The organism is Nocardia sp. NPDC050712, assembly GCF_040654295.1.
GTDB lineage: Bacteria > Actinomycetota > Actinomycetes > Mycobacteriales > Mycobacteriaceae > Nocardia.
Genome location: NZ_JBFAHT010000001.1, coordinates 995,808 through 1,016,502 on the forward strand (window position 1 = coordinate 995,808; position 20,695 = coordinate 1,016,502).

Below are 20,695 nucleotides of genomic sequence, written 5' to 3' on the forward strand. Positions count from 1 at the left end.
GGCCGACACCCGCCAATGCAGTGAGTCTCACCACCGCCGGCGATCGACTAGCACACCCGGCGAACGGCTTCGTGAACCCCGGTCGACCAGCTGATTTCGCGCAGGAGAGCACGTGTCGCCGGACCCGCACCCAACGCGACGGCGGCGTCGAGGTCGGCCGCGGTGTCGACATCCAGACGTAGCCCTGGCCAGTCACCGTCCAGGTCGACCGCGCCGGCCGCGCGGTGCGCGCGCGCCGAATCCGGGCCGAACCGCGGATCCAGGGCCAGGGTGCCGTCGCCGACGAACAGCGCGGCGGTGCCGGTGCCCGCGTGGTCGACGACCACCGAGCGTTTGCCGGCGGGCGCGACCGCGAGCATGTCGGCGAGTTCGGCCGGGCACAGCGCGGGCAGGTCGGCCTGCAGCGCGAGCAGCTCCACCGGCCCGTGGGACTCGCGCAGCGTCGTGGCCGCGGCGGCCAGCGCGCTGTTCAGATCGGTGGCCGTGCTCGGTTCCGGATGCACGACCGCGCCGAGCGAGCGGGCCAGGCCCGCGACCGTGGGATCCGGGGTGACGACGGTGACCGAGCCGACCCGCGGCACCGCCGCCGCGGCGGTCACGGTGTCGGCCAGCATCGCCAGCACCAGGCGCGCCCGATGCTCGGGGCGCAGGTGCTCGGCCAGACGGCTCTTGGCCAGATCGAGGTTCTTCACGGCGATCACGGCGTGCACGGCGTGCGGACGCATGCGGCCAATCCTTCCATGCCCGCCCCCATGGCATATTGAGCAGATGACAAGGGCGGCAGTAATGGGCGCGGGATCGTGGGGTACCGCGTTCGCGAAGGTATTGGCGGACGCGGGCACGGAGGTGACGATCTGGGCGCGCCGCCCCGAGGTGGCCGAGACACTGGCCACCACACACCGCAACCCGTCCTATCTCACCGACGTCCAGCTGCCCCCGGTCGCGGCGACCGCCGATCACGAGGCCGCGCTGGACGGCGCCGAGATCGTGGTACTGGCGGTTCCGTCTCAGACTCTGCGGGCAAATCTCGAGAAGTGGAACGTCGCGCTGGACCGGGCGGTTTCGGGTCAGGACGCCACCCTGCTGAGCCTGGCCAAGGGCATCGAGACCGGCACCCTGCTGCGGATGAGCCAGGTCATCGAGGAGGTCACCGGCTACGACCCGAGCCGGATCGCGGTGCTGTCGGGCCCGAACCTGGCCGGCGAGATCGCGGCCGGTCAGCCCGCGGCCGCGGTGGTCGCCTGCTCCGACGCCGAGCGCGCGGCCGCGGTGCAGCACGCCTGCGCCACCGGATACTTCCGGCCCTATACCAACACCGACGTGATCGGCGCGGAGATCGGCGGCGCCTGCAAGAACGTCATCGCGATCGCGACCGGCATCGCCTCCGGCATGGGCCTGGGCTACAACACCCGGGCCAGCCTGATCACCCGCGGTCTGGCCGAGGTGATGCGGCTCGGGGTGGCGGTCGGCGCGGACCCGGTGACCCTGGCCGGCCTGGCCGGCGTCGGCGACCTGGTCGCCACCTGTACGTCCGCGGACTCGCGCAACTATTCCTTCGGATACGTGCTCGGTCAGGGCAAGTCGATGGAGGCGGCCCAGGAGGCCACTCATGGGCAGGTCGCCGAGGGTGTGAAGTCCTGCACATCGGTGCGCGCGCTGGCCGAAGTGCATCGGGTGGAGATGCCGCTGACGAATGCCGTGCACCAGGTGTGTCACGGAGGTGTGTCGGTGGCCGAGGCGGTCGGGAATCTGCTCGGCAGGCAGATCAAACCGGAGCGTTAATCGCCTGGGCCAGGAGGGTTACGGCGGCCCTGACCGGGTACGGTTCCAGCCATGACGAACCGGATCAGGGTGGCTGTGGTCTTCGGCGGGCGCAGCAACGAGCACGCCGTGTCGTGCCGGTCGGCCGGCAGTGTGCTGCGCAATCTGGATCCGGAGAAGTACGAGGCGGTGCCGATCGGCATCACCCGCGAAGGCAGTTGGGTGCTGGGCGGCGCCGAGGTCGCGGCGATGGGCCTGCCGGACGCGAGCGGCAACACCGCGCTGCCGTCGGTGAACGCCGCGGGCACCGCGCTCACCCTGACCACCGACCCCAACCGGGCGGGTCAGCTGGTCGCCCTGGACGACGCGCCGATCGCCGAACTCGGCGCGGTGGACGTGGTTTTCCCGATCCTGCACGGCCCCTTCGGTGAGGACGGGACGTTGCAGGGCATGCTCGAATTGACCGGCGTGCCCTATGTGGGGCCGGGCGTGCTGGCCAGCGCCGCGGGCATGGACAAGGAATTCACCAAGAAGCTGTTCGCCGCCGAGGGCTTACCGGTCGGCGTGCAGGTGGTGCTGCGGCCCGGCACGAAGACGCTGACCGAGACCGAGCGCGACCGGCTCGGGCTGCCGGTGTTCGTCAAACCGGCGCGGGCCGGTTCCTCCATCGGCATCACCAAGGTGACCGACTGGGACGATCTGGAGGGCGCGATCGAGCTTGCGCGCCAGCACGATCCGAAGGTGATCATCGAGGCGGGCATCGTCGGGCGCGAGGTCGAGTGCGCGGTGCTGGAGTTCCCGGACGGCCGGATCGAGGCCAGCGTCGTCGCCGAGATCCTCATGCCCGAGGCGGACGCGGCGGCGCCGCAGTTCTACGACTTCGACACCAAATACATCGACGACGTCTGCGATTTCGATGTGCCGGCCAAGCTGGACGACGAGGTCTCCGATCAGATCCGCGAACTCGCGGTCCGCGCGTTCCAGGCGCTGGACTGCCAGGGCCTGGCGCGGGTCGACTTCTTCGTCACCGCCGACGGTCCGGTGATCAACGAGATCAACACGATGCCGGGGTTCACCTCGATCTCGCTGTACCCGCGTATGTGGGAGGCGACCGGAATCGACTACACCACCCTGATTTCCACCCTGATCGAGACCGCGATCGCCCGCGGCACCGGCCTGCGCTAGTTCGGCAGCGGGCCCGGATCGATCGGCCGCTCCGGCATCGCCTGCTTGATGCTGTCCGACACCCCTTGCAGCGGTGTCGGCCCGGAACCGTCCGGAACCGTCAGCGCCACATAGGTTTCCCGGTCGACCGCGAACCAGGTGCTGGTCTTGGCGACCTGGTCGCGGGCCTCGAACCACTGCACGCCGTTGACGATCTGCAATCCCGAGGCGCGGTTGAAGTCGAGCGGGCGGTCCAGGCCGCAGCGCAGCACGATCGGGTCGCCGCCGTCGGAGCGCTGCCAGGCCCGGGTGCCGGGCGGTTGCGGGTCGACGAGCTGGGCGTGGGTGTAGTCGCCGAGGTCGGCCGGGAGCACCGGCAGCAGTGCGGTGCAGGCGGGACCGTCGGCGGCGGGAGCGGGGACCGGGCCGAGCACCAGCGGCTCGCGGTCGGCCGGGCCGCGCGCGGCCAGCACCGCGGCCACCAGCACGCCGACGACCAGCATGATCGGCAACGCGACAGCGGTTGCGACGAGGGCGGGCGGGTAGGTGTGGGAGCGGTCCTCCTCGGACGCCGGGGCCGCGGGCTTCGCCTGCTCTTCGCCGCCGGTCTCGGATGTCTGGCTCTCCGGCTCCTGCGCCGCCATGTGTGCCGGTCCTTGTCTGCTCGGTAGTCTCGATTGCCTTGGACAATGTACCGTCGTCCCGATTTCACCAGTACAGCACCGGAAGGGGCGGGGTCATCAGCGAGAGCAGCGCGGGATCGCGAGGCGTGGACCAGACCGAGCCGTTGGGCCGGGTGCGTCCGCAGACCGTGCGCGAGCTCGGGGAGTTCGCGCTCATCGAGCGCATCAACTCCGGCCGGACACAGGCGCCGGCCGTGCTGCTCGGCCCGGGTGACGACGCCGCGCTGGTGGCGGCGCCCGACGGCCGCTTCGTGGTCAGCACCGACATGCTCGTCGAGGGTCGGCACTTCCGGCTGGACTGGTCCAGCCCGCACGACATCGGCCGCAAGGCGATCGCGCAGAACGCCGCCGACGTGGTCGCGATGGGCGCGGCGCCGACGGCGTTCGTGGTGGCGTTGGGTTGCCCGGCCGACACCCCGGTCGAGGTGGTCGACGGGTTGACCGAGGGAATGTGGACCGAAGCCGCGCGCGCCGGCGGCTCCATCGCGGGCGGTGACCTGGTGCGCAGCCCCCGGCTGGTGATCTCGGTGACGGCGTTCGGCGACCTGCGCGGTCAGGCGGCGGTGACCAGATCCGGTGCGCGCGTGGGCGATGTCATCGCGGTCGCGGGGCGGCTCGGCTGGTCCGGCGCGGGCCTGGCGGTACTCGCCGCCGGGGCCGACATCGAGCCCGCGGCCGATCTCGTTGCCGCCCATCGCGCCCCGCGCCCGCCCTACGGCGTCGTGCTGGACGAACCGTCGCGGCCGAACGCGCTGACCGATGTCTCCGACGGTCTGCTCGCCGACCTCGGGCACCTCGCCGACGCCTCCGGCGTCGCCATCGATCTGGATTCGGCGGCGCTGTGGGATCCGGTGCTGGAGGCGCTGGCCGAACGTCTCGCGGTCGAGGCCGCGCTGGATGTGGATGCGGCGCAATGGGTTCTGGCCGGCGGCGAGGACCACGCGTTCGTCGCGGCCTGGTCGCCGGGCTCGGAGCTGCCGCTGGGCTGGCGGCGGATCGGGCGCGTGCTGGCCGGACACGGCGTCACCGTGGACGGCTTGCGCCGGCCCGGCAACGGCGGCTGGGAATCGTTCAGTGGGGCGGACACGGACCGCCGGTAGGCATTGCTCCGCACCGGCTTCGGCTCGCCGCGGGGTGCGGTTGGACTTCGGTCGGGCGCGCCGATTAGGTTGTGCGGTCATGGGCGCGAAACCATTGGCGGAAATAATGGATCCCGGCTGGGCGCAGGCGTTGGAGCCCGTCGCGGATCAAATCCGGACCATGGGTGAGTTCTTACGCACCGAGAACACCGACGGCCACGGCTATCTGCCGGCCGGCGAGAACGTGCTACGCGCCTTCCAGCGCCCCTTCGCCGCCGTGCGCGTGCTCGTCGTCGGCCAGGATCCCTATCCCACGCCGGGGCACGCGATGGGCCTGAGTTTCTCTGTGGCGCCGGACGTTTCGCCGATTCCGCGCAGCCTGTCCAACATCTTCGCCGAACTCGCCAAGGACCTCGGCCACCCCGCGCCGTCCTGCGGCGACCTGAGCCCCTGGTCGGATCAGGGCGTGCTGCTGCTGAACCGAGTGCTGACCGTGCGCCCGGGCGCGCCCGCCTCGCATCGCGGCAAGGGCTGGGAAGCCGTGACCGAGCAGGCCATTCGCGCGCTCGTAGCGCGCGAAGAGCCGCTGGTGGCTATCCTCTGGGGCCGTGACGCTTCGACGTTGAAGCCGACCCTGACCGCGGCGGAGGTACCGTTCATCGAATCCGCGCATCCCTCACCGCTGTCTGCCTCGCGCGGGTTCTTCGGATCCCGGCCGTTCTCGCGGGTGAACGAACTGCTCGACGAATTGGGTGCCGAACCCGTCGATTGGCGGCTGCCCTGACAATGCACGATCGCACGACCGATAAACGATTGAGGAGCTCTTTGATGCAGACCCGAACCACCCTCCGTGGCGCCACCGCCGCCTTCGCCCTGTGTGCCGCCCTGGCCGGTGGGACCGCCGCCGCCAGCGCCGAGGGGCTGAAGCTCGAGCCCGCCGCGCCGGAAACCTCGGCGCCGGTGTCGGAGGAGATGACCTCGACCGGTTCGTCCACCATCTCCTCCTCGGTGAACGCCAAGGTCGCGTGCATCTTCCAGAACACCCTCTCGGGCCACAAGCTCGATTGCTGAGTTTTCGGCGGCGCGGGCGCCGCGTGTTCGGTCGCAAGACTCCCTCCGTGCGGGGCTGAGTCTGGAGCGGTAAGGGGAGGGCCCGCTCTGTAGTTCGATCGACTGTGCGATGCTCGAATCGTGAGTAACGCGAACAATCTGCTCGAGCCGGTCCGGCTGACCCTGACCGGCTCGGGCGGACTCGAGCTGGCCGCCGACCGCTTCGGTCCGGCGGACGGCCCGCTCGTCGTCTTCCTGCACGGCGGCGGGCAGACCCGGCATTCCTGGAAGCAGACCGGCGCGAAGCTCGGTGCGGCCGGGATGCGGGTGGTCACCCTCGATGCCCGCGGGCACGGTGACAGCCAGTGGGCGCCGGACCGCGACTACACACGCGCGACCATGGTCGCCGACCTGCTGGACGTGCTGAAACAGCTCGGTGCGACCCCCGAGGACGGCGCGGTCGTGGTCGGCGCGAGCATGGGCGGGATCACCGGCCTGATCGCCACCGCCGTGCCCGGCGTGCCGATCCGGGCCCTGGTGCTCGTCGACATCGTCACCCGCCCGGAGCAGGAGGGTGTTTCGCGGGTGCTCGACTTCCTCGGCAAGCACCGCGACGGCTTCGACTCCCTCGACCAGGCCGCCGACGCGGTCGCGGAATATCTCCCGCATCGCCCGCGCCCCAAGAGCACCGACGGCCTGATGCGCAATCTGCGCGAACGTGACGGCCGGTTCTACTGGCACTGGGATCCGGACATGCTGCGCGACCGCGTCGAGGACCCCTCCGCGATGATCGGCGACATGGAAGCCGCCGCCCGCGAACTCACCATGCCGGTACTGCTGGTGCGCGGCCTGCGCTCGGACGTGGTCAGCGCCGAGGGCGCCGCCCAGTTCCAGCAACTCGTCCCGCACGTGCGGATCGCCGAGATCGGCGGCGCCGCACACACCGCCGCGGGCGACGACAACGACGCCTTCACCGACGCCGTCGCGCAGTTCGTCCTGGAGACCTCCTAGCCGGACCGCGCCGGCCTGGCGGTCTCCAGGGCGAATTTCGTTGTGTCAGTTCGCCTTGGTGTAATCAGGCTTGCGCTTCTCGACGAAGGCGTCGATGCCCTCCTGGCCCGCGGGGGTGCTCGCGGCCGCGGCGATGGCGTCGCGTTCGGCGTCGAGCTGGTCGCTCAGGGTGGACGAGTCCGACTGGGCCAGCAGGGTTTTCATGGTGGCGAAGGTGGAACGTGGTCCGGTGGCCAGGGTTCGGGCCAGGGTCAGTGCTTCGGCGCGCACGTCCTCGTCGGCGACCAGGCGGCTGAGCAGGCCGAGGCGCACGGCCTCCTCGGCGTCGAGAACCGCGTCGGTGAGCAGGATTTCGCGGGCGCGGCCCAGGCCGACCACGCGCGGCAGCGTCCAGGACATGCCGCCGTCGGGGCTCAGGCCGATGCCGGGGTAGGCGGGGCGCAGTTTGGTGGCGGGGCCGCCGAGGGCGATGTCGGCGGCGCACACCAGGCTCATGCCCGCGCCGGCCGCCCAGCCCTGCACGCCGACGACGACGGGCACCGGGGTGGCGTCGAGCGCGCGCACGAAATCGTGCAGCGTGGTCGCGAGCGCGTGGATGTGGGCCGAGCGGTCGGTGGCCGCGGCGAAGCCGCGCACGTTGCCGCCCGCGCAGAAATTGGCGCCGGTTCCGGTCAGCAGCACCGCGCCCACCTCGGGGCCGAGCGCCTTCAGCGCCGTGGTGCCCGCGATGATGCCGTCGAAGTCCATGGACGTGCCGGCGGCGGTGGTGGCGATGGTGATGGTCAGGACGCCGTCGGCGATCGACACGTATTCGGCTTGCTCGGTGCTCATACCAGCACCCTAACCGGGCGGCCCGGGCGCACCATCCGCACCTGCACAGCGGGCGTGAACTCCTCGACCTTGCGGCCGCCGTCGAGGGCGAAGCCGTGCCGGCGATAGAAGGCCTGGGCGCGCGGGTTCGCCTCGAAGACCCACAGCTGACAGGACCGGGCCGGGTCGAGCGCCACGCGGAGCAATTCGTCGGCGAGCCCGGTGCCGTACCAGGCGGAACGCACATAGATGGCGTTCAACTCGACCTCGGCGATCGCGTCGGCGGCGTGGTTCGGCTTGGCCGCGGCGAAGCCGGTGACGGTGCCGCCGTCGACGGCCACGAAAACACAGCCCGGATTGCGTTCGGCGTCGCGCGTCCACCGCCGGGCCAGCGGCTCGACCTGGAAGGCGTCGAGCACATGGGCGGGCACCAAGCCCGGATACGCCTCGCGCCAGCACGCGATATGGCACTCGGCCAGGGCGCGGGCGAATTCGGGCGTGAGCGGGCGAATCTGCCGGTGTGTCATAGCCGAAGTATTGCGCAGAATGCGACCGCGGTCACTCCGCGACCGGCCTGCGGGTGCCCGAATTGCCTGACCTATAAGCATATTGGTTAATGGAAGGTTACTTCCATCTGAAAGGTCGAAATCTCAGATTGGCGGCTTCGCCGGTGAGTTGTACTGTCCGAGAATCGCAGCGCCGCGATTCTCGAGCTCCAATTCGCGAAGTACTTCTCTTGTGATAGGTGGTCGAAATGGCCGATCTGTTGAGGAACGAATTCCACGGCGATATTCGCACCTGGTCCGCGCCGCACTGGAGCGCGCACGACCTGATCGCCGCGAAACGCGGGCGCACCGTCTCGGTCGTGCTCCCGGCGCTGAACGAGGAAGCCACCGTCGGCGCCGTCGTGCACGCCGTGCGCCGCCTGCCCGAGGGCCTGGTCGACGAATTGATCGTGATGGATTCCGGGTCCGCCGACGGCACCATGCGCGTCGCCGCCGCGGCCGGGGCCACGGTGGTCAGCCGGGAGGCGGTGCTGCCCGAGCATCCGCCGGTGCCGGGCAAGGGCGAGGTGCTGTGGCGCTCGCTCGCGGTCGCCTCGGGTGACATCGTGATGTTCATGGATTCGGACCTCATCGATCCGGATCCGCAATTCGTGCCCAAACTGATCGGTCCGCTGCTGCTGGACGAATCCCTGGTCTTCAGCAAGGCCTATTACCGGCGGCCGCTGCTGGTCGGTGCGACCTTCGACGAATCCGGTGGCGGGCGGGTCACCGAACTGGTGGCGCGCCCGCTGCTGGCGGCGCTGCGGCCCGGCCTGCGGCATGTGGTGCAACCCCTGGGCGGCGAATACGCCGCCACCCGGTCCGCGCTCGAAAGGCTGCCCTTCGCACCGCATTACGGCGTCGAAATCGGTCTGCTGATCGATGTGTACGACACCTACGGCGCGGCCGCCATCGGACAGGTCGATCTGGGGGTGCGTAAACACCGTAATCGGCCCCTGCACGAATTGGGTGTCATGAGCCGGCAAATCATGGCGACGGCGCTGGAACGGTGCGGCCTGCCCGATTCGGGCGCCGGAATCGTTCAATTCCCGCTCGGCGCCGCGGGTTTCGCGCCGCAGGAATCCGCGCTGCATACCGCACACCGGCCACCGATGCGTTCGCTCCTGCGGATCGCGTCCTGACACCACACCGGCAAGAAAGGAGGGATCGACTCATGATGCAGAGCGGGCTGATCGAGGACTGGCGGCCGAAAGGCGGCCGGTTGACCATCATTCGTCCCAGCGAGCACGCACGCGCCGCGGCCATCCGGGCGCGCACCGACAGCACACCGCCGTCGTTCCAGCAGGACGCCTACCTGGCGATGGCGCGCACCGCCAAGCAGGCCGGCCGCCGCTTCGATCGGCTGATCCTGTGCGCCTTCACCCTCCCCGGCGCTCCCGATATCGCCGCGCTGGTGGCCGCCACCACCGCGGTCGTGCGCCGGCACGACGCGTTCCACAGCTGGTTCGAACTCGATGACGCCGCCGGGATGCAGCGGCGCGTGCTCGAGCCGGCCGACATCGATCTCGTCGCCGACTCCTGGGGTGAGATCGACGGCCTGCTGATCAGCCGCATCGTGCAGCGGGTGACCCCGGGCCCGACCAGCTGGGATTGCTTCTCTTTCGGGATCATCGATCACGGTGGCTCCTTCACCGTGGTGGTGGCCTGCGATCACCTGAATACCGACGCCGTCTCGGGCTGCATCATCAGCGCGGAAGTCGTGCGGCTGTACCTGGATCCGGCTGCCCGGCCCGCCGACGTCCCGGTGGGCAGCTATCGGGAGTACTGCGAGCGGGAGCGCGCGCAGGCGGCCGAACTCGTGGCGCACTCGCCGCAGATCACCGAGTGGGCCGACCGGATCCGCGCGAACGGCGGCCGGTTGCCGAGTTTCCCCCTGCCGCTGCGGGAACCGGACGCACAGGTGAGTACCTCGGCGGCCTCCGACCATCGGGTCCTGCTGAGCGGGCCGCTGGCGGACGCCTTCGAGGACGAATGCGACCGTGCCGGAGTGCGTTTGGTGGCCGGTGTCTTCGCCGCGGCCGCCTATGCCGACTACCACTTGACGGGCCGCACCCGGTATTTCAACCTGTCGCCGAAGAACACCCGCGCCGGCGCGGCCGAGCACCGCACCGTCGGCTGGTACGCCAGCCTCATCCCGATCGATTTCGAATTCGATCCCGCGGCGGGCTTCGCGGCGACGGCACAGCGCGCCGACGCCGCCTTCACCGCCGGGAAGTGGCTGTCGAACGTCTCCCTGCACCGGGTCGTGGAACTCCTGGAAGCCCAGGAGGGATTCCATGTCCGGCGCGGCTGGGTGGCGCCCATGCTGTCGTTCCTGGACCTGCGCAAACTGCCCGGCGCGGAGCTGTTCGCCGCGCTCGACTTCTCCTTCTTCGGCAGCCGGGGCACCTCCGAGGAGGTCTACACCTGGGTGCAGCGCACCGACGACATGATCTGGGCGGCTTCCCTTTTCCCGGACACCCCGCTCGCGGGCGGTGCGATGACGCGCTACTGCGATGTGCTCACCCGGGTGATGGAATCGATCGCGCGCGCCGGGACCGGGCCGATCGCCCGAGATGTCGCGTAGCGCCGTGCTCGCGCTGGAAACGCCCCGGCGCACCCGCAACAGCACCGGGTGGGCCGGGGTGGCGGCGATCTTCCTCGCCGTCTTCATGCAGATGGTCGACGCGACGATCGTCACCGTCGCGATCCCGGACATCGTGCGCGACCTCGGCGCGAGTTCGGCCGAATCATCGCTGACGCTCACCGGTTACACCGTCGCGCTGGCGTGCGCGTTGCTGCCGAGTGCGCGCCTGGGCCTGCGCTGGGGGCGCGGCGGATTCTTCACCGCCGCGCTCGCGGTGTTCGTCGCGGCCTCGGTGCTGTGCGGGCTGGCGCCGAATCCGGTGGCGCTCATCGCCGCCCGGGTGGTGCAGGGCGCGGCGGCCGGCGCGGTGTCGGCACAGCCGATCGCGATCATCAGCGCCCGGTTCGCCGACCCGGCGCGTCGCAACCTCGCCTTCGCGCTCTACGGCGCGACGGCGGGTACCGCGGCGATGCTCGGCCCCCTGCTCGGCGGCGTGCTGCTCGGCGCGAATCCGCTGGAGCTGTCCTGGCGTTCGATCTTCCTGGTGAATCTGATCCCCGGGGCGGTGGCGCTCGCGCTGGCCGCCCGGCACCTGCTCGGATCGGTGCCACGGGAGCGCTGCGCGCTGGACGCCACGGGCGCGGTGCTGGCGACGACGGGTTTGTTCCTGCTCGTCTACGGGCTCTCGATTGGCCGTGAACATCGTTGGGCGCCAACGATTCTGGTGATGCTCGTGGTCGCCCTGGCGGCATTCGCGGCCTTCGTCCGGCACGAACGCCGGTTGGCCGCGCGGGGCGGGGCGCCGCTGCTCGATCCCGGATTATTCGCCGCCCCAGGGTTTCTCGGCTGGATCCTGGCTTGCCTGGTGGTCTACGGCGTCTTCGGGGCGTATTTGTTCACGATGTCGGTGTCGCTGCAGTTCGGGCTCGGCTACAGCGCGTTGCGCACGGGAGTGGCGACGCTGCCGTTCTCGGCGGGCGCGGTACTCGGTGCGCTGTCCGCGCCGCGGCTGGCGGGCCGGTTCGGCAACCGGTTGATCGGCCTCGGCTGCGCGCTGTTCGGTGTGCTGCTGGCCGGTTGGCTGCTGGCGCTGAGTCCGGATCCCGCCACGCTGTCCTGGCCGGTGCTGATGGTTCCGCTGGTGCTGGGCGGATTGGGTGTGGGCGCGGCCGCGGCGCGCCTGCAGATCGCGGTCGTCGAGGCGGTTCCGCCGCGGTCCATCGACTCCGCCTCGGGGTTGGTGCCGACGGCCCAGCAGGTCGGGAACTCGCTGGGCGTGGCCCTGGTCGGCATCCTGTTCTTCCACAGCGTGGCGCTCGCCGCTCCCGCGGCCGTGAGTCAGGAGCGCGATCAACTCCAGCATCGGCTCACGGCGGTCACGCCCTTCGCGCCGCGGATCGCCGATGAATTCGGCCGGTGCGCGACCCTGCAACTGCGATCGCCGACGCCGGAGCGAATACCGCCGGGCTGTGATCGGTCCGGCGCCGCGACCCCGGGTGCGGCCGGTCTCGCCGAGCAGGTTCGGACGGCCGCGCAGAACCTCTCGGGGACGGTGTTCGTCTCGGCCTTCCGCACGACGGTGGTCGTGCTGCTCGCGCTGGTCTCGTGCACCAGTGCCGCGCTGCTGATCCGACGCCGGAAAGGGTAGCGGGAACGACAAAGGCGAGCCTCCCGCGGGAGGCTCGCCTTTGTGGATCGATCTCTAACGCACGCTCAGCGCGTGACCTTGCCGGCCTTCAGGCAGGAGGTGCACACGTTCATGCGCTTGGTGTTGCCGGGGGCAACCTGGGCGCGCACGGTCTGAATGTTCGGGTTCCAGCGACGGTTGGTACGCCGGTGCGAGTGCGAGACCGACTTCCCGAAGCCGGGGCCCTTGGCGCAGACGTCGCAGACGGCAGCCATAGTCGCGAACTCCTTCATGTCTAGTGGGGACTCTGCGAGGAACGCAGCATGTCCGGAAACAATGTCTTATGCCTTGCCGACTGACGTCGGCCAGCGCGAACCGGCCAAGGCCGCGCGAGGCAACCCTGCAAGGGTAGCTGGCACGTCCCGGATCCACCAAACCGATGGTCCGGGGAGGTGGGCCGTAGCGGCCGATATGCGGGAGCCAGTCTAACGGGTCCGAGTTCGCGTCCGTCACCGGTGCTGTCGGTAGCGCCCGCTAACCTGGCGGGGAGCAAGCGGCGAGTGGTGGAAGTGAGGTGGCGGTGCCCGGAGCGCGGGATGTGATCGATGGTGCGGTACTGCTGCGCTGGGCCCGGATCTGCGTCGACGGCCTGGAGTCGCGGCGCGCCGAGATCAACGCCCTCAACGTCTTCCCGATCGCCGACGCCGACACCGGCACCAACCTGCTGGCCACCATGCGCGCGGCACTGCACGCCGCCGAGACGGCGGCCACGGATGTGACCGAGATCGCGGCCGCCGAGGTAGCCGGGGCCCTGGCCCGCGGCGCCACCTCGGGCGCCCGCGGCAATTCCGGCATCATCCTGACGCAGGTGCTGCGCGGCATCGCCGAGGCGGTGCACGCCGGGCCGCTCACCGCGCAAACCCTGCGGTCGGCGCTGCGGCGGGGTGCGGTACTGGTGCGCGAATCGCTGAGCGTGCCGGTCGAGGGCACCATGCTCACCGTGCTGGACTACGCGGCCACGTGCGCCGAGGAGTGCTCCGACAGCGCGCTGGCCGAGGTGGCGCTGGCCGCGGCCGACGGCGCGGCCAAGGCGCTCGACGATACGACCGCCCAGCTCGGCGTGCTGCGGGCGGCCGGAGTCGTCGACGCCGGGGCCCGCGGGCTGCTGGTGCTGCTGGACGGGCTGGTCACCGTCGCGACCGGCGAACCGCCCGCCCGCCCCGAATACCTGCCCGCCGAACCGGCCCGCGCCCCGGTCGCGGCCGCGCAGCCCGTTCCCGGCGCGGACGATCCGCACTTCGAGGTGATGTACCTGCTCGCCGGTACCGACGAGGAGCGCGTGGCCCGGCTGCGCGAGCGCCTGTCCGAGCTGGGCGATTCGGTGGTGGTGGTCGGTGACGGCGGCGGCGGGTGGTCCGCGCATGTGCACTGCGTCGACGCGGGCGCCGCCGTGGAGGCCGGGTTGGCCGCGGGCACGCTGAGCGGCATCCGGATCGAGAGTTTCGCGGTCACCGCGCCGGTTCGGGCCGGCGCCGACTGCGTGGCCGCGCCCGTGGAAACGACCGGCCCGGCCGATCGCGGCATCCTCGCGGTCGCCGCCGGCGCGGGTGCCGCCGCGCTGTTCGAGGCCGCGGGCGCGGTGGTGCTCGGCGAGGATCCGGTCACCGCGCAGGCGCTGCTCGCCGCGATCCGCCGGATGCCGAACCGCGAGGTGATGGTGCTGCCCAACGGCGCGCTGCCCGCACACGAGCTCGTCGCCGTCGGCGTCGCGGCCCGCGACGCGCACCGTGACGTCCTGCTCTTGCCGAGCGGGTCGATGGTCCAGGGCCTCGCGGCCGCCGCCGTGCACGATCGCGGCCGCATCGCGGTCGACGACGCCTTCGCCATGTCCGAGGCCGCCGCCGCGACCCGCTGGGGTTCCCTGCGGGTCGCCCGGGAGCGCGCGCTCACCATGGTCGGCACCTGCGCGGCCGATGACGGCCTCGGCCTGGTCGGCCACGATGTCGTGGTGATCGACCATGATGTGCGCGCGGCCGGATGCACCCTGCTGGACCGCATGCTCGGCTTCGGCGGTGAACTGGTCACGCTGCTCGTCGGCGCGAGTGCGCCGCAGGGCCTGGCCGAGGAACTCGCCGAGCACATCGGGCGCGGTTTCCCCGGCGTCGAGGTGATCGTGTATTCCGGTGGGCAGCACGGTGATCTGGTCCAGATCGGCGTGGAATGACCCTGGCGCAGCAGGCACAGACGGGAATGAGGCATGGCGACACTTGGTGACCGGCTGGACCACGTCCTCGGGGTGAAAGCGGCCGAGAAGCTGGGCGAAGCCTTCGACATGAACACCGTCGAGGATCTGCTGCGCCACTATCCGCTGCGCTACGCCACCCAGGGCCAGCCCCTCACCGAGAACGAGCCCGAGGACGGCGCGCACATCACGGTGGTCGGGCGGATCGCCAAGACCGAGCTGAAGCCGATGCGCAATCGGCGCGGTTCCCTGCTGAAGGTGCAGCTCGACACCGGGGCGGGCAAGCCGGTGGAGGTCACCTTCTTCAATGGCGACAAGGTGAAATACGTTGTCAAGGAAGGCCTTCGGGCGATGATGTCGGGCACCGTCAGCTACTGGCGGCCCGGCAGCTGGAACCTCAGTCATCCCGGCTATCTGATCCTGCCCGAGACCGAGGACGAGGAGACGGTCGCCTCGTTCACCAAGGTGCGCGGCGGCGGCGACCTGCGCGGCCTGGCCGAGAGCGCGAAAGGCGCCGGGGGCGTGGACGTCTCGTTCATGGAGCGCGAGTTCATCCCGGTCTACCCGGCCACGGCGAAGGTGCAGAGCTGGGATCTGCTGGCCTGTGTGCGGCAGGTGCTCGAGCAGCTGGACCCGATCGATGATCCACTGCCGGAGGCGGTGCGGGCGGATCGCGGCCTGCTGGCGGTGTCCGACGCGCTGCGCCTGGTCCACCTGCCCGAGCACAAGACCGATATCGATCAGGCCAAGGAGCGGCTGCGCTTCGACGAGGCGCTGGCCTTGCAGCTGGTGCTGGCCGAGCGCAGGCACGAGGTGGCCGGCCGGACCGCCCGGCCCTGCCCGCCGCGCACCGAGGGCATCGCCGCCGCCTTCGAGAAGAAGCTGCCCTTCGAGCTGACTTCCGGTCAGCTGCAAGTGATCTCGGAGATCTCCGACGATATGTCCCAGGTGCAGCCGATGCATCGGCTGCTGCAGGGTGAGGTGGGCTCGGGCAAGACCATCGTGGCCCTGCACGCCATGCTCCAGGTGGTCGACGCGGGGTTGCAGTGCGCGCTGCTCGCGCCGACGGAAGTGCTTGCCGCACAGCACTATCGGTCGCTGCGCAACATGCTCGGTGAGCTGGGCACGGCGGGGGAGCTGGGCGCGGCCGAGCAGTCCACCAAGGTCGTGCTGGTGACCGGGTCGATGCCGACGGCGACGAAGAAGGCGGCGCTGCTGGACGCGGTGACCGGCGAGGCCGGCATCGTGATCGGCACGCACGCCCTGATCCAGGACGCGGTCGAGTTCTTCGATCTGGGCATGGTGATCGTCGACGAGCAGCACCGGTTCGGCGTCGAGCAGCGCGACGCGTTGCGCGCCAAGGCCAAGCCAGGCGTGAGCCCACACCTGCTGGTGATGACCGCGACCCCGATCCCGCGCACCATCGCGATGACCACGCTGGGCGATCTGGAGACCTCCACGCTCACCGAACTGCCGCGCGGTCGTTCCCCGATCGCCTCCAAAGTCGTTCCGCGCAAACAGCATCCGAACTGGGTGGACCGGGCCTGGGAACGCATCCTGGAAGAGGTCGAAGCCGGCCGCCAGGCCTATGTGGTGTGCTCGCGGATCGGCGAGGACGAGGAGAACGGCACCGCCAAGGGCAAAGGCAAGGGCAAAGCCAAGAAGGACGAGGAGAAGGAGGCCCCGACCACGGCGGCCGCCCTCGACGTCTTCGACACGCTGCGCGCCGGCCCGCTGGCGAACGTCCGCGTCGGCCTGCTGCACGGCCGCCTGCCCTCGGACGAAAAAGACCAGGTGATGCGGGAATTCAACGCCGGCGATATCGACGTGCTGGTCTGCACCACGGTGGTCGAGGTCGGCGTGGACGTGCCGAACGCGACCGTGATGGTGATCGTCGACGCCGACCGCTTCGGTGTCAGTCAGCTGCACCAGCTGCGCGGGCGCATCGGCCGTGGCAAGCACCCCGGGCTGTGCCTGCTGATCACCGACGCGTCCCCGGGCGGTTCGGCGATGACGCGCCTGGAGGCGGTCGCGGGCACCACCGACGGTTTCGAGTTGTCCGTGCTCGACCTGCGCCAGCGCCGCGAGGGTGACGTGCTCGGCGCCGCCCAGTCCGGCACCGCGCGCTCGCTGCGCCTGCTGTCACTGCTCGACGATCTCGAAGTCATCACCGCCGCACAGGAGTTGGCGCGCGAGCTGGTCGAGTCCGATCCCGGCTTGCAGCACCATCCGGGTCTGGCGAGCATGATGCACGCCGCGGTCGACTCCGAACGCCTGGAGTACCTGGCGAAGTCCTAGGCGCGTCCCCAGCGCGGATAGGGCAGGTCGGTGCTGGTGTGCTCGGCCACCGCCAGCGGCGCGCCGATCTGCGGAAAGGCGCGCTGCGGGCAGGCGGGCCGCTCGCAGACCTTGCAGCCCGCCCCGATCGGCACCGCCGTGGCCGGTTCGTCGAGTTGCAGGCCGGCCGAATACACCAGCCGGTCGGCGTATTCGATGTCGCAGCCCAGGCCGATGGCGAAATTCCTTGTCGCCGTGCCGTATCCGTGCGCGGTCGTGCTCGCGGTGCGCGCGATCCACAGGTAGCGCCGCCCGTCGGGCATGGCGGCGATCTGGGTGAGGATCCGGTCGGGATGGGCGAACGCCTCGTGCACCACCCAGAGCGGGCAGCTGCCGCCGACCCGGGAGAAGTGGAAAGCGGTGGCGGACTGCCGTTTCGAGATGTTGCCCGCGCGGTCGGTGCGGACCAGGAAGAACGGCACCCCGCGCTGGCCCTGGCGTTGCAGGGTGCTGAGCCGGTGACAGATGGTCTCGAAACCGACCTCGAAACGCAGGCTCAGCAGGTCGATGTCGTAGCGCAGTTCCTCGGCCGACCGCAGGAAGCGGCCGTAGGGCAGGACCACCGCGCCCGCGAAGTAGTTGGCCAGCCCGATCCGGGCCAGGGTGCGGGATTCGCCGGACAGGTTGGGGCTCTCGTCCAGGACCGCGTCCAGGTTGTCGCCGTAGAGCAGGAAGCCCAGGGTGGTGGCGATCTGGAAGGCGCGCTGCCCCGGCCGCAGGCGCCGGGCCAGGGTGAGAGTGCGGCTGTCGGGATCGTAGTGGCGTTTCGGGATGGCCGGATCCGCGCCGTCCCCGCGCACCAGCACCGTCACGCCCGCGCGCTCGTCGGCGATCCGGGCCAGCTGGCGGTCCAGTGAGCCGATGGTGAGCCCGGCTTCCTCGAAGAGCTGCTCGGCGACCAGATCCAGGTGCGGGATGTGATTGTGGTGGTCGTAGAAGAAGTCCCGGACGTCCTCGTAGGGCATCGGCACCCCCGGTCCGCCGGTCGGGGCCGCGACCCGTGAGGACAGCAGGTCGAGCTGATCGGTGGCCGAGCGCAGGCGCCGGTGCATGGCGACCAGGATGCGCGCGACCTCCGGCTGGCGGGTGGCCAGCTCTTCCACCTCGGTCAGTGGCGCGCTGTCGCCGCCCGCGGCGTCCACCAGGACATCGTGCAGATCGGAGACCAGCCGGGCGTCGGAGTCGGCGGCGAAGAACTGCACATCGAGATCGAACGTCGAATTCAATTTCAGCAGAACCGGAATGGTGAGCGGCCGCTGATCGCGTTCGAGCTGGTTGAGGTAGCTGGGCGAGAGGTCCAGCGACTTGGCCAGCGCCGCCTGGGTCATTCGCCGTTCCTCGCGCAATCGCCGCAACCGGGCACCCGCGTACATCTTGCGCACGAGCTGCAATGCTAGTCGTCCGGCTTCGCAACCATCGCAGAATGGTGAGTTCTGGGCGGCGAATATCTCTCGGTGCAAGGGGTTTTGGCGAAATCGAGCACTGTGTAGCGTGCGAAGTGCAGCGGGCGACGCCACCGGGGACCACGTCGGACGGATGAAGATCCTTATCGTACGCGCACGACGTGCGCCGGAGAAGCGTCCGCGTGCGAAACCTCCGGCAACCGAGATTGCTGCGCGACGGCGGATCTACTCCATGAAGCCACCCAGGACCAGTGCCTGGGCGGCGATGACATCGGTGCCGTTGAACGTCACGGCCGGCGGCCCGTGCAGCCGGTAGCCCTCGTCCAGCAGGTCGCTGACTCTCTTGCAGAACGCGACGTCATCTTTTCCGGTGATCAGCCGGTAGCGCAGGGGTTGGTCGGCGGGCATGGATCAAGCCTAGGGGGCTGGGGGCGGTGGGTACGCTCCGCGCGGCCGCGATCGGCGTGCCGGTGTTCAACCAAGCAATTGTTTGGTTGAATCGGGGTGCTTCAGCCCCGTCGAAAGTGAGTCCCGCCGATGTCGAACCCTGACGAGATCGTCCGCGCCATGTGCCAGGCCTGGTCCACCCCGGACCCGGCGGAGATCGCGAAATTCTTCGCCGAAGACGCCATCTACCACAACATTCCGATGGAGCCCATTCTCGGCCGCACCGCCATCGCCGACTTCATCACCGGTTTCCTCGCCGCCTTCACCGCCATCGATTTCGAGATCCACCTGCAAGTGGCCAACGGCGCCATCGTCATGAACGAGCGCACCGACACCCTGCGCGGCAAGGACGGCCGCGACACCCCGCTCCCGGTGGTCGGCGTCTTCGAAGTCCACGACGGCCTCATCACCGCCTGGCGCGACTACTTCGACATGGCCGCCATCACCCGCGCCTTCGGCGGCTAGCCCGGCCGGAGGTTCCGCGGAAATAGCGGAACCGAATGACCGGGCGATGCGTCGAAGGATTACAAGAAGGGGCGATGGATCCCTGTGGCCGAGGAGCGTGACGCCATGCCTTGTTGTCCGGATGACCCGACATCGTGGCGGCGGGGGATCAGCGGTAAGGGGCCGATGCGGCCGGCGGCGCGAGCGGGCGAGGCGTGTGAAAGCTACGCCTCGCGACGCAAGCGCCGGCCGAAGCCCAAGCCGGAGGGGGAGTGAGCGGCGGCCTCCTCCGGAAGTAGGTGTGCGAGCAGGAGTTTGATCAGGAGGATGGGCGCGAACCAGGCCGCCGCCACGGGCACGGTGAGTAAGCCGGTGGTGATCGCGATGCCGAAGGCGGTGCCGGCGAAGGCGGCCGGGCGGCGCAGCGGCGCGGGTGTGGCGGTCACGAGGAGGGCGCCGAGCAGGGCGGTCGCGTAGATCGTCGAGGCGGCGAGCCAGCTGAAGCCCGGGAGAATCCAGGCCAGGACGAATGGCTGGACGTGCACGGCGACGAAACCCAGGTGGTGCGCAGAGCTCCGGCCGGGGCGGTGGTACCAGCGTTTCGCGGAGCCGGTCGCGTTGACGACCGCGCCGCCGAACATGTCGAACGCGACCAGCGCCAGAATCGCGACGCGCCACAGCTCCAGATCGGCATGCAGGCCGAGGCCGAAAACCATTGCGGCCCCGAGGATCGAGGCGCCGAACCCGAGAGCGACCTCGCCGCGGCTCGCGCCCGGTGCGATCAGCCGATCGGTGAGCGTCATCGCCGGATCCCGTCGACGCAGATCTGGATGATCGGCTCGGCCAGCTCCCGCAACGGTAGCTCCGGGTCCACCAGCGCCTGCACTAGACAGCCCTCGATCGCGCCCACGATGACCACGGCGTGCCCCGCCCCGATGCCGGGCCGCAGCTCACCGGCGCACTCCGCTTCGCTCAGCAGATCCGCCACGGCCCCGCGATATTCGCGATAGACCGCGGCCATGTCGATCGGCGGATTGGACGCCCACACATCCAGCAGCACCCGCGCGTGATCCGGGTGCGCGGCCAGCATCGCGACGGCCCCGGTGATCAACCGCCGCAACCGCTCCAGCGGTGACCCGGACCCCAACTCCGCCAGCACCCCGGCCGCCTTCCCGGCATAACTGTCGAAAACCCCTGCCAGCAGAGCGTTTCGGCTCTCGAAGTACAGATACACGCTCCCCTTGGCGATCCCGGCCTCGGCCGCCACATCCTCGATCCGCGACGCGGCGAACCCCTTGCGCGCGAACACCTTCACCGCCGCGTCGAGGATCTCCTCCTGCCGCGCGGCCCGGTCCACAATCTTCGGCATCTGCCGATTATGAATGACCGGTCAGTCATAAACAACCCTGTGCGCGGATCGTGCAGCTCTGAGGCCTCGCGGCCGTTTCGGTCTTAACTGCACGATGTGACGGGGGGATTTCCGGAACTTCGCAACCCTGCTAGGC

Annotated in this window: 21 protein-coding genes; 12 read left to right on the top strand and 9 right to left on the bottom strand. The window is 70.2% G+C overall.

What is annotated here, in order from left to right; all coding sequences use genetic code 11:
* Positions 1–47: 47 nt before the first annotated feature.
* On the bottom strand, positions 48–725 hold the full coding sequence (gene cofC, locus AB0H76_RS04760) for a 2-phospho-L-lactate guanylyltransferase (RefSeq protein WP_357317410.1): 678 nt from the start codon (positions 723–725) through the stop codon (positions 48–50).
* Positions 726–768: 43 nt separating this feature from the next.
* On the opposite strand from cofC, the gene AB0H76_RS04765 reads away from it, so the two are divergent.
* Together AB0H76_RS04765 and AB0H76_RS04770 are read left to right on the top strand one after the other, a co-directional pair.
* Complete coding sequence (locus AB0H76_RS04765; RefSeq protein WP_357317413.1) at positions 769–1,782, top strand: NAD(P)H-dependent glycerol-3-phosphate dehydrogenase; 1,014 nt, start codon at positions 769–771, stop codon at positions 1,780–1,782.
* 51 nt (positions 1,783–1,833) lie between these two features.
* Positions 1,834–2,946, top strand: coding sequence for a D-alanine--D-alanine ligase family protein (locus tag AB0H76_RS04770; protein ID WP_357317415.1), 1,113 nt, complete (start codon positions 1,834–1,836; stop codon positions 2,944–2,946).
* On the opposite strand, the gene AB0H76_RS04775 is transcribed toward AB0H76_RS04770, so the two are convergent.
* Positions 2,943–3,569: a DUF3515 domain-containing protein gene (locus tag AB0H76_RS04775; RefSeq protein WP_357317418.1), complete on the bottom strand. Its 627-nt coding sequence runs from the start codon at positions 3,567–3,569 to the stop codon at positions 2,943–2,945. The genes AB0H76_RS04770 and AB0H76_RS04775 overlap by 4 nt on opposite strands.
* Positions 3,570–3,736: 167 nt before the next feature.
* On the opposite strand from AB0H76_RS04775, the gene AB0H76_RS04780 reads away from it, so the two are divergent.
* The 4 genes from AB0H76_RS04780 (at position 3,737) to AB0H76_RS04795 (ending at position 6,748) form a co-directional block, all read left to right on the top strand.
* A complete protein-coding gene (locus AB0H76_RS04780) occupies positions 3,737–4,708 on the top strand; it encodes a thiamine-phosphate kinase (protein ID WP_357320385.1) in 972 nt (323 codons plus the stop codon).
* A gap of 79 nt (positions 4,709–4,787) precedes the next feature.
* A complete protein-coding gene (locus AB0H76_RS04785; RefSeq protein ID WP_357317421.1) occupies positions 4,788–5,471 on the top strand; it encodes a uracil-DNA glycosylase in 684 nt (227 codons plus the stop codon).
* A 44-nt stretch (positions 5,472–5,515) separates the two neighbouring features.
* A complete protein-coding gene (locus AB0H76_RS04790) occupies positions 5,516–5,758 on the top strand; it encodes a hypothetical protein (protein WP_357317424.1) in 243 nt (80 codons plus the stop codon).
* Between the two features lie 120 nt (positions 5,759–5,878).
* Entirely contained in the window at positions 5,879–6,748 is an 870-nt protein-coding gene (locus tag AB0H76_RS04795) for an alpha/beta hydrolase (protein WP_357317426.1), read from the top strand.
* Positions 6,749–6,793: 45 nt separating this feature from the next.
* On the opposite strand, the gene AB0H76_RS04800 is transcribed toward AB0H76_RS04795, so the two are convergent.
* Positions 6,794–7,579 (bottom strand): enoyl-CoA hydratase-related protein, encoded by a 786-nt coding sequence (locus AB0H76_RS04800; protein WP_357317429.1) that lies wholly within the window; start codon positions 7,577–7,579, stop codon positions 6,794–6,796.
* Complete coding sequence (locus tag AB0H76_RS04805) at positions 7,576–8,085, bottom strand: GNAT family N-acetyltransferase (RefSeq protein ID WP_357317432.1); 510 nt, start codon at positions 8,083–8,085, stop codon at positions 7,576–7,578. Before AB0H76_RS04805 ends, AB0H76_RS04800 begins: the two co-directional genes overlap by 4 nt.
* A gap of 227 nt (positions 8,086–8,312) precedes the next feature.
* Between AB0H76_RS04805 and AB0H76_RS04810 the strand changes: the two genes are divergently transcribed.
* The 3 genes from AB0H76_RS04810 to AB0H76_RS04820 are packed head-to-tail and all read left to right on the top strand — an operon-like array spanning position 8,313 to position 12,338.
* Positions 8,313–9,245 (top strand): glucosyl-3-phosphoglycerate synthase, encoded by a 933-nt coding sequence (locus AB0H76_RS04810; RefSeq protein ID WP_357317435.1) that lies wholly within the window; start codon positions 8,313–8,315, stop codon positions 9,243–9,245.
* A 32-nt stretch (positions 9,246–9,277) separates the two neighbouring features.
* On the top strand, positions 9,278–10,690 hold the full coding sequence (locus tag AB0H76_RS04815; protein ID WP_357317438.1) for a condensation domain-containing protein: 1,413 nt from the start codon (positions 9,278–9,280) through the stop codon (positions 10,688–10,690).
* Positions 10,680–12,338, top strand: coding sequence for an MFS transporter (locus tag AB0H76_RS04820; protein WP_357317441.1), 1,659 nt, complete (start codon positions 10,680–10,682; stop codon positions 12,336–12,338). The genes AB0H76_RS04815 and AB0H76_RS04820 overlap by 11 nt, the downstream gene beginning before the upstream one ends.
* 65 nt (positions 12,339–12,403) lie before the next feature.
* Here the strand turns inward: AB0H76_RS04820 and rpmB are convergent, their stop codons facing one another.
* Entirely contained in the window at positions 12,404–12,592 is a 189-nt protein-coding gene (gene rpmB / locus AB0H76_RS04825) for a 50S ribosomal protein L28 (protein ID WP_194814704.1), read from the bottom strand.
* Positions 12,593–12,918: 326 nt separating this feature from the next.
* Between rpmB and AB0H76_RS04830 the strand changes: the two genes are divergently transcribed.
* Together AB0H76_RS04830 and recG are read left to right on the top strand one after the other, a co-directional pair.
* Positions 12,919–14,541, top strand: a complete 1,623-nt coding sequence (locus tag AB0H76_RS04830; protein ID WP_357320388.1) for a DAK2 domain-containing protein — start codon at positions 12,919–12,921, stop codon at positions 14,539–14,541.
* Positions 14,542–14,574: 33 nt separating this feature from the next.
* Positions 14,575–16,857 carry an ATP-dependent DNA helicase RecG gene (gene recG / locus AB0H76_RS04835; RefSeq protein ID WP_357317444.1) on the top strand — a complete coding sequence of 761 codons (2,283 nt, stop codon included), beginning with the start codon at positions 14,575–14,577 and terminating at the stop codon, positions 16,855–16,857.
* Here the strand turns inward: recG and AB0H76_RS04840 are convergent.
* Together AB0H76_RS04840 and AB0H76_RS04845 are read right to left on the bottom strand one after the other, a co-directional pair.
* Positions 16,854–18,278, bottom strand: coding sequence for a short-chain fatty acyl-CoA regulator family protein (locus AB0H76_RS04840; RefSeq protein ID WP_357317446.1), 1,425 nt, complete (start codon positions 18,276–18,278; stop codon positions 16,854–16,856). The genes recG and AB0H76_RS04840 overlap by 4 nt on opposite strands.
* Positions 18,279–18,524: 246 nt before the next feature.
* Positions 18,525–18,707: a DUF1737 domain-containing protein gene (locus AB0H76_RS04845; RefSeq protein ID WP_357317449.1), complete on the bottom strand. Its 183-nt coding sequence runs from the start codon at positions 18,705–18,707 to the stop codon at positions 18,525–18,527.
* A 129-nt stretch (positions 18,708–18,836) separates the two neighbouring features.
* On the opposite strand from AB0H76_RS04845, the gene AB0H76_RS04850 reads away from it, so the two are divergent.
* Positions 18,837–19,211, top strand: a complete 375-nt coding sequence (locus AB0H76_RS04850) for a limonene-1,2-epoxide hydrolase family protein (protein WP_357317452.1) — start codon at positions 18,837–18,839, stop codon at positions 19,209–19,211.
* 203 nt (positions 19,212–19,414) lie between these two features.
* On the opposite strand, the gene AB0H76_RS04855 is transcribed toward AB0H76_RS04850, so the two are convergent.
* Positions 19,415–19,993, bottom strand: coding sequence for a hypothetical protein (locus AB0H76_RS04855; RefSeq protein ID WP_357317455.1), 579 nt, complete (start codon positions 19,991–19,993; stop codon positions 19,415–19,417).
* Positions 19,990–20,559: a TetR/AcrR family transcriptional regulator gene (locus AB0H76_RS04860; protein WP_357317458.1), complete on the bottom strand. Its 570-nt coding sequence runs from the start codon at positions 20,557–20,559 to the stop codon at positions 19,990–19,992. Before AB0H76_RS04860 ends, AB0H76_RS04855 begins: the two co-directional genes overlap by 4 nt.
* Between the last annotated feature and the right edge of the window lie 136 nt (positions 20,560–20,695).

Coding starts and splice junctions, on each gene's coding strand:
- cofC (WP_357317410.1), bottom strand. CDS start 725: ATGCGTCCGCACGCCGTGCACGCCGTGATCGCCGTGAAGAACCTCGAT.
- AB0H76_RS04765 (WP_357317413.1), top strand. CDS start 769: ATGACAAGGGCGGCAGTAATGGGCGCGGGATCGTGGGGTACCGCGTTC.
- AB0H76_RS04770 (WP_357317415.1), top strand. CDS start 1,834: ATGACGAACCGGATCAGGGTGGCTGTGGTCTTCGGCGGGCGCAGCAAC.
- AB0H76_RS04775 (WP_357317418.1), bottom strand. CDS start 3,569: ATGGCGGCGCAGGAGCCGGAGAGCCAGACATCCGAGACCGGCGGCGAA.
- AB0H76_RS04785 (WP_357317421.1), top strand. CDS start 4,788: ATGGGCGCGAAACCATTGGCGGAAATAATGGATCCCGGCTGGGCGCAG.
- AB0H76_RS04790 (WP_357317424.1), top strand. CDS start 5,516: ATGCAGACCCGAACCACCCTCCGTGGCGCCACCGCCGCCTTCGCCCTG.
- AB0H76_RS04800 (WP_357317429.1), bottom strand. CDS start 7,579: ATGAGCACCGAGCAAGCCGAATACGTGTCGATCGCCGACGGCGTCCTG.
- AB0H76_RS04805 (WP_357317432.1), bottom strand. CDS start 8,085: ATGACACACCGGCAGATTCGCCCGCTCACGCCCGAATTCGCCCGCGCC.
- AB0H76_RS04810 (WP_357317435.1), top strand. CDS start 8,313: ATGGCCGATCTGTTGAGGAACGAATTCCACGGCGATATTCGCACCTGG.
- AB0H76_RS04815 (WP_357317438.1), top strand. CDS start 9,278: ATGATGCAGAGCGGGCTGATCGAGGACTGGCGGCCGAAAGGCGGCCGG.
- AB0H76_RS04820 (WP_357317441.1), top strand. CDS start 10,680: ATGTCGCGTAGCGCCGTGCTCGCGCTGGAAACGCCCCGGCGCACCCGC.
- rpmB (WP_194814704.1), bottom strand. CDS start 12,592: ATGGCTGCCGTCTGCGACGTCTGCGCCAAGGGCCCCGGCTTCGGGAAG.
- recG (WP_357317444.1), top strand. CDS start 14,575: ATGGCGACACTTGGTGACCGGCTGGACCACGTCCTCGGGGTGAAAGCG.
- AB0H76_RS04845 (WP_357317449.1), bottom strand. CDS start 18,707: ATGCCCGCCGACCAACCCCTGCGCTACCGGCTGATCACCGGAAAAGAT.
- AB0H76_RS04850 (WP_357317452.1), top strand. CDS start 18,837: ATGTCGAACCCTGACGAGATCGTCCGCGCCATGTGCCAGGCCTGGTCC.
- AB0H76_RS04855 (WP_357317455.1), bottom strand. CDS start 19,993: ATGACGCTCACCGATCGGCTGATCGCACCGGGCGCGAGCCGCGGCGAG.
- AB0H76_RS04860 (WP_357317458.1), bottom strand. CDS start 20,559: ATGCCGAAGATTGTGGACCGGGCCGCGCGGCAGGAGGAGATCCTCGAC.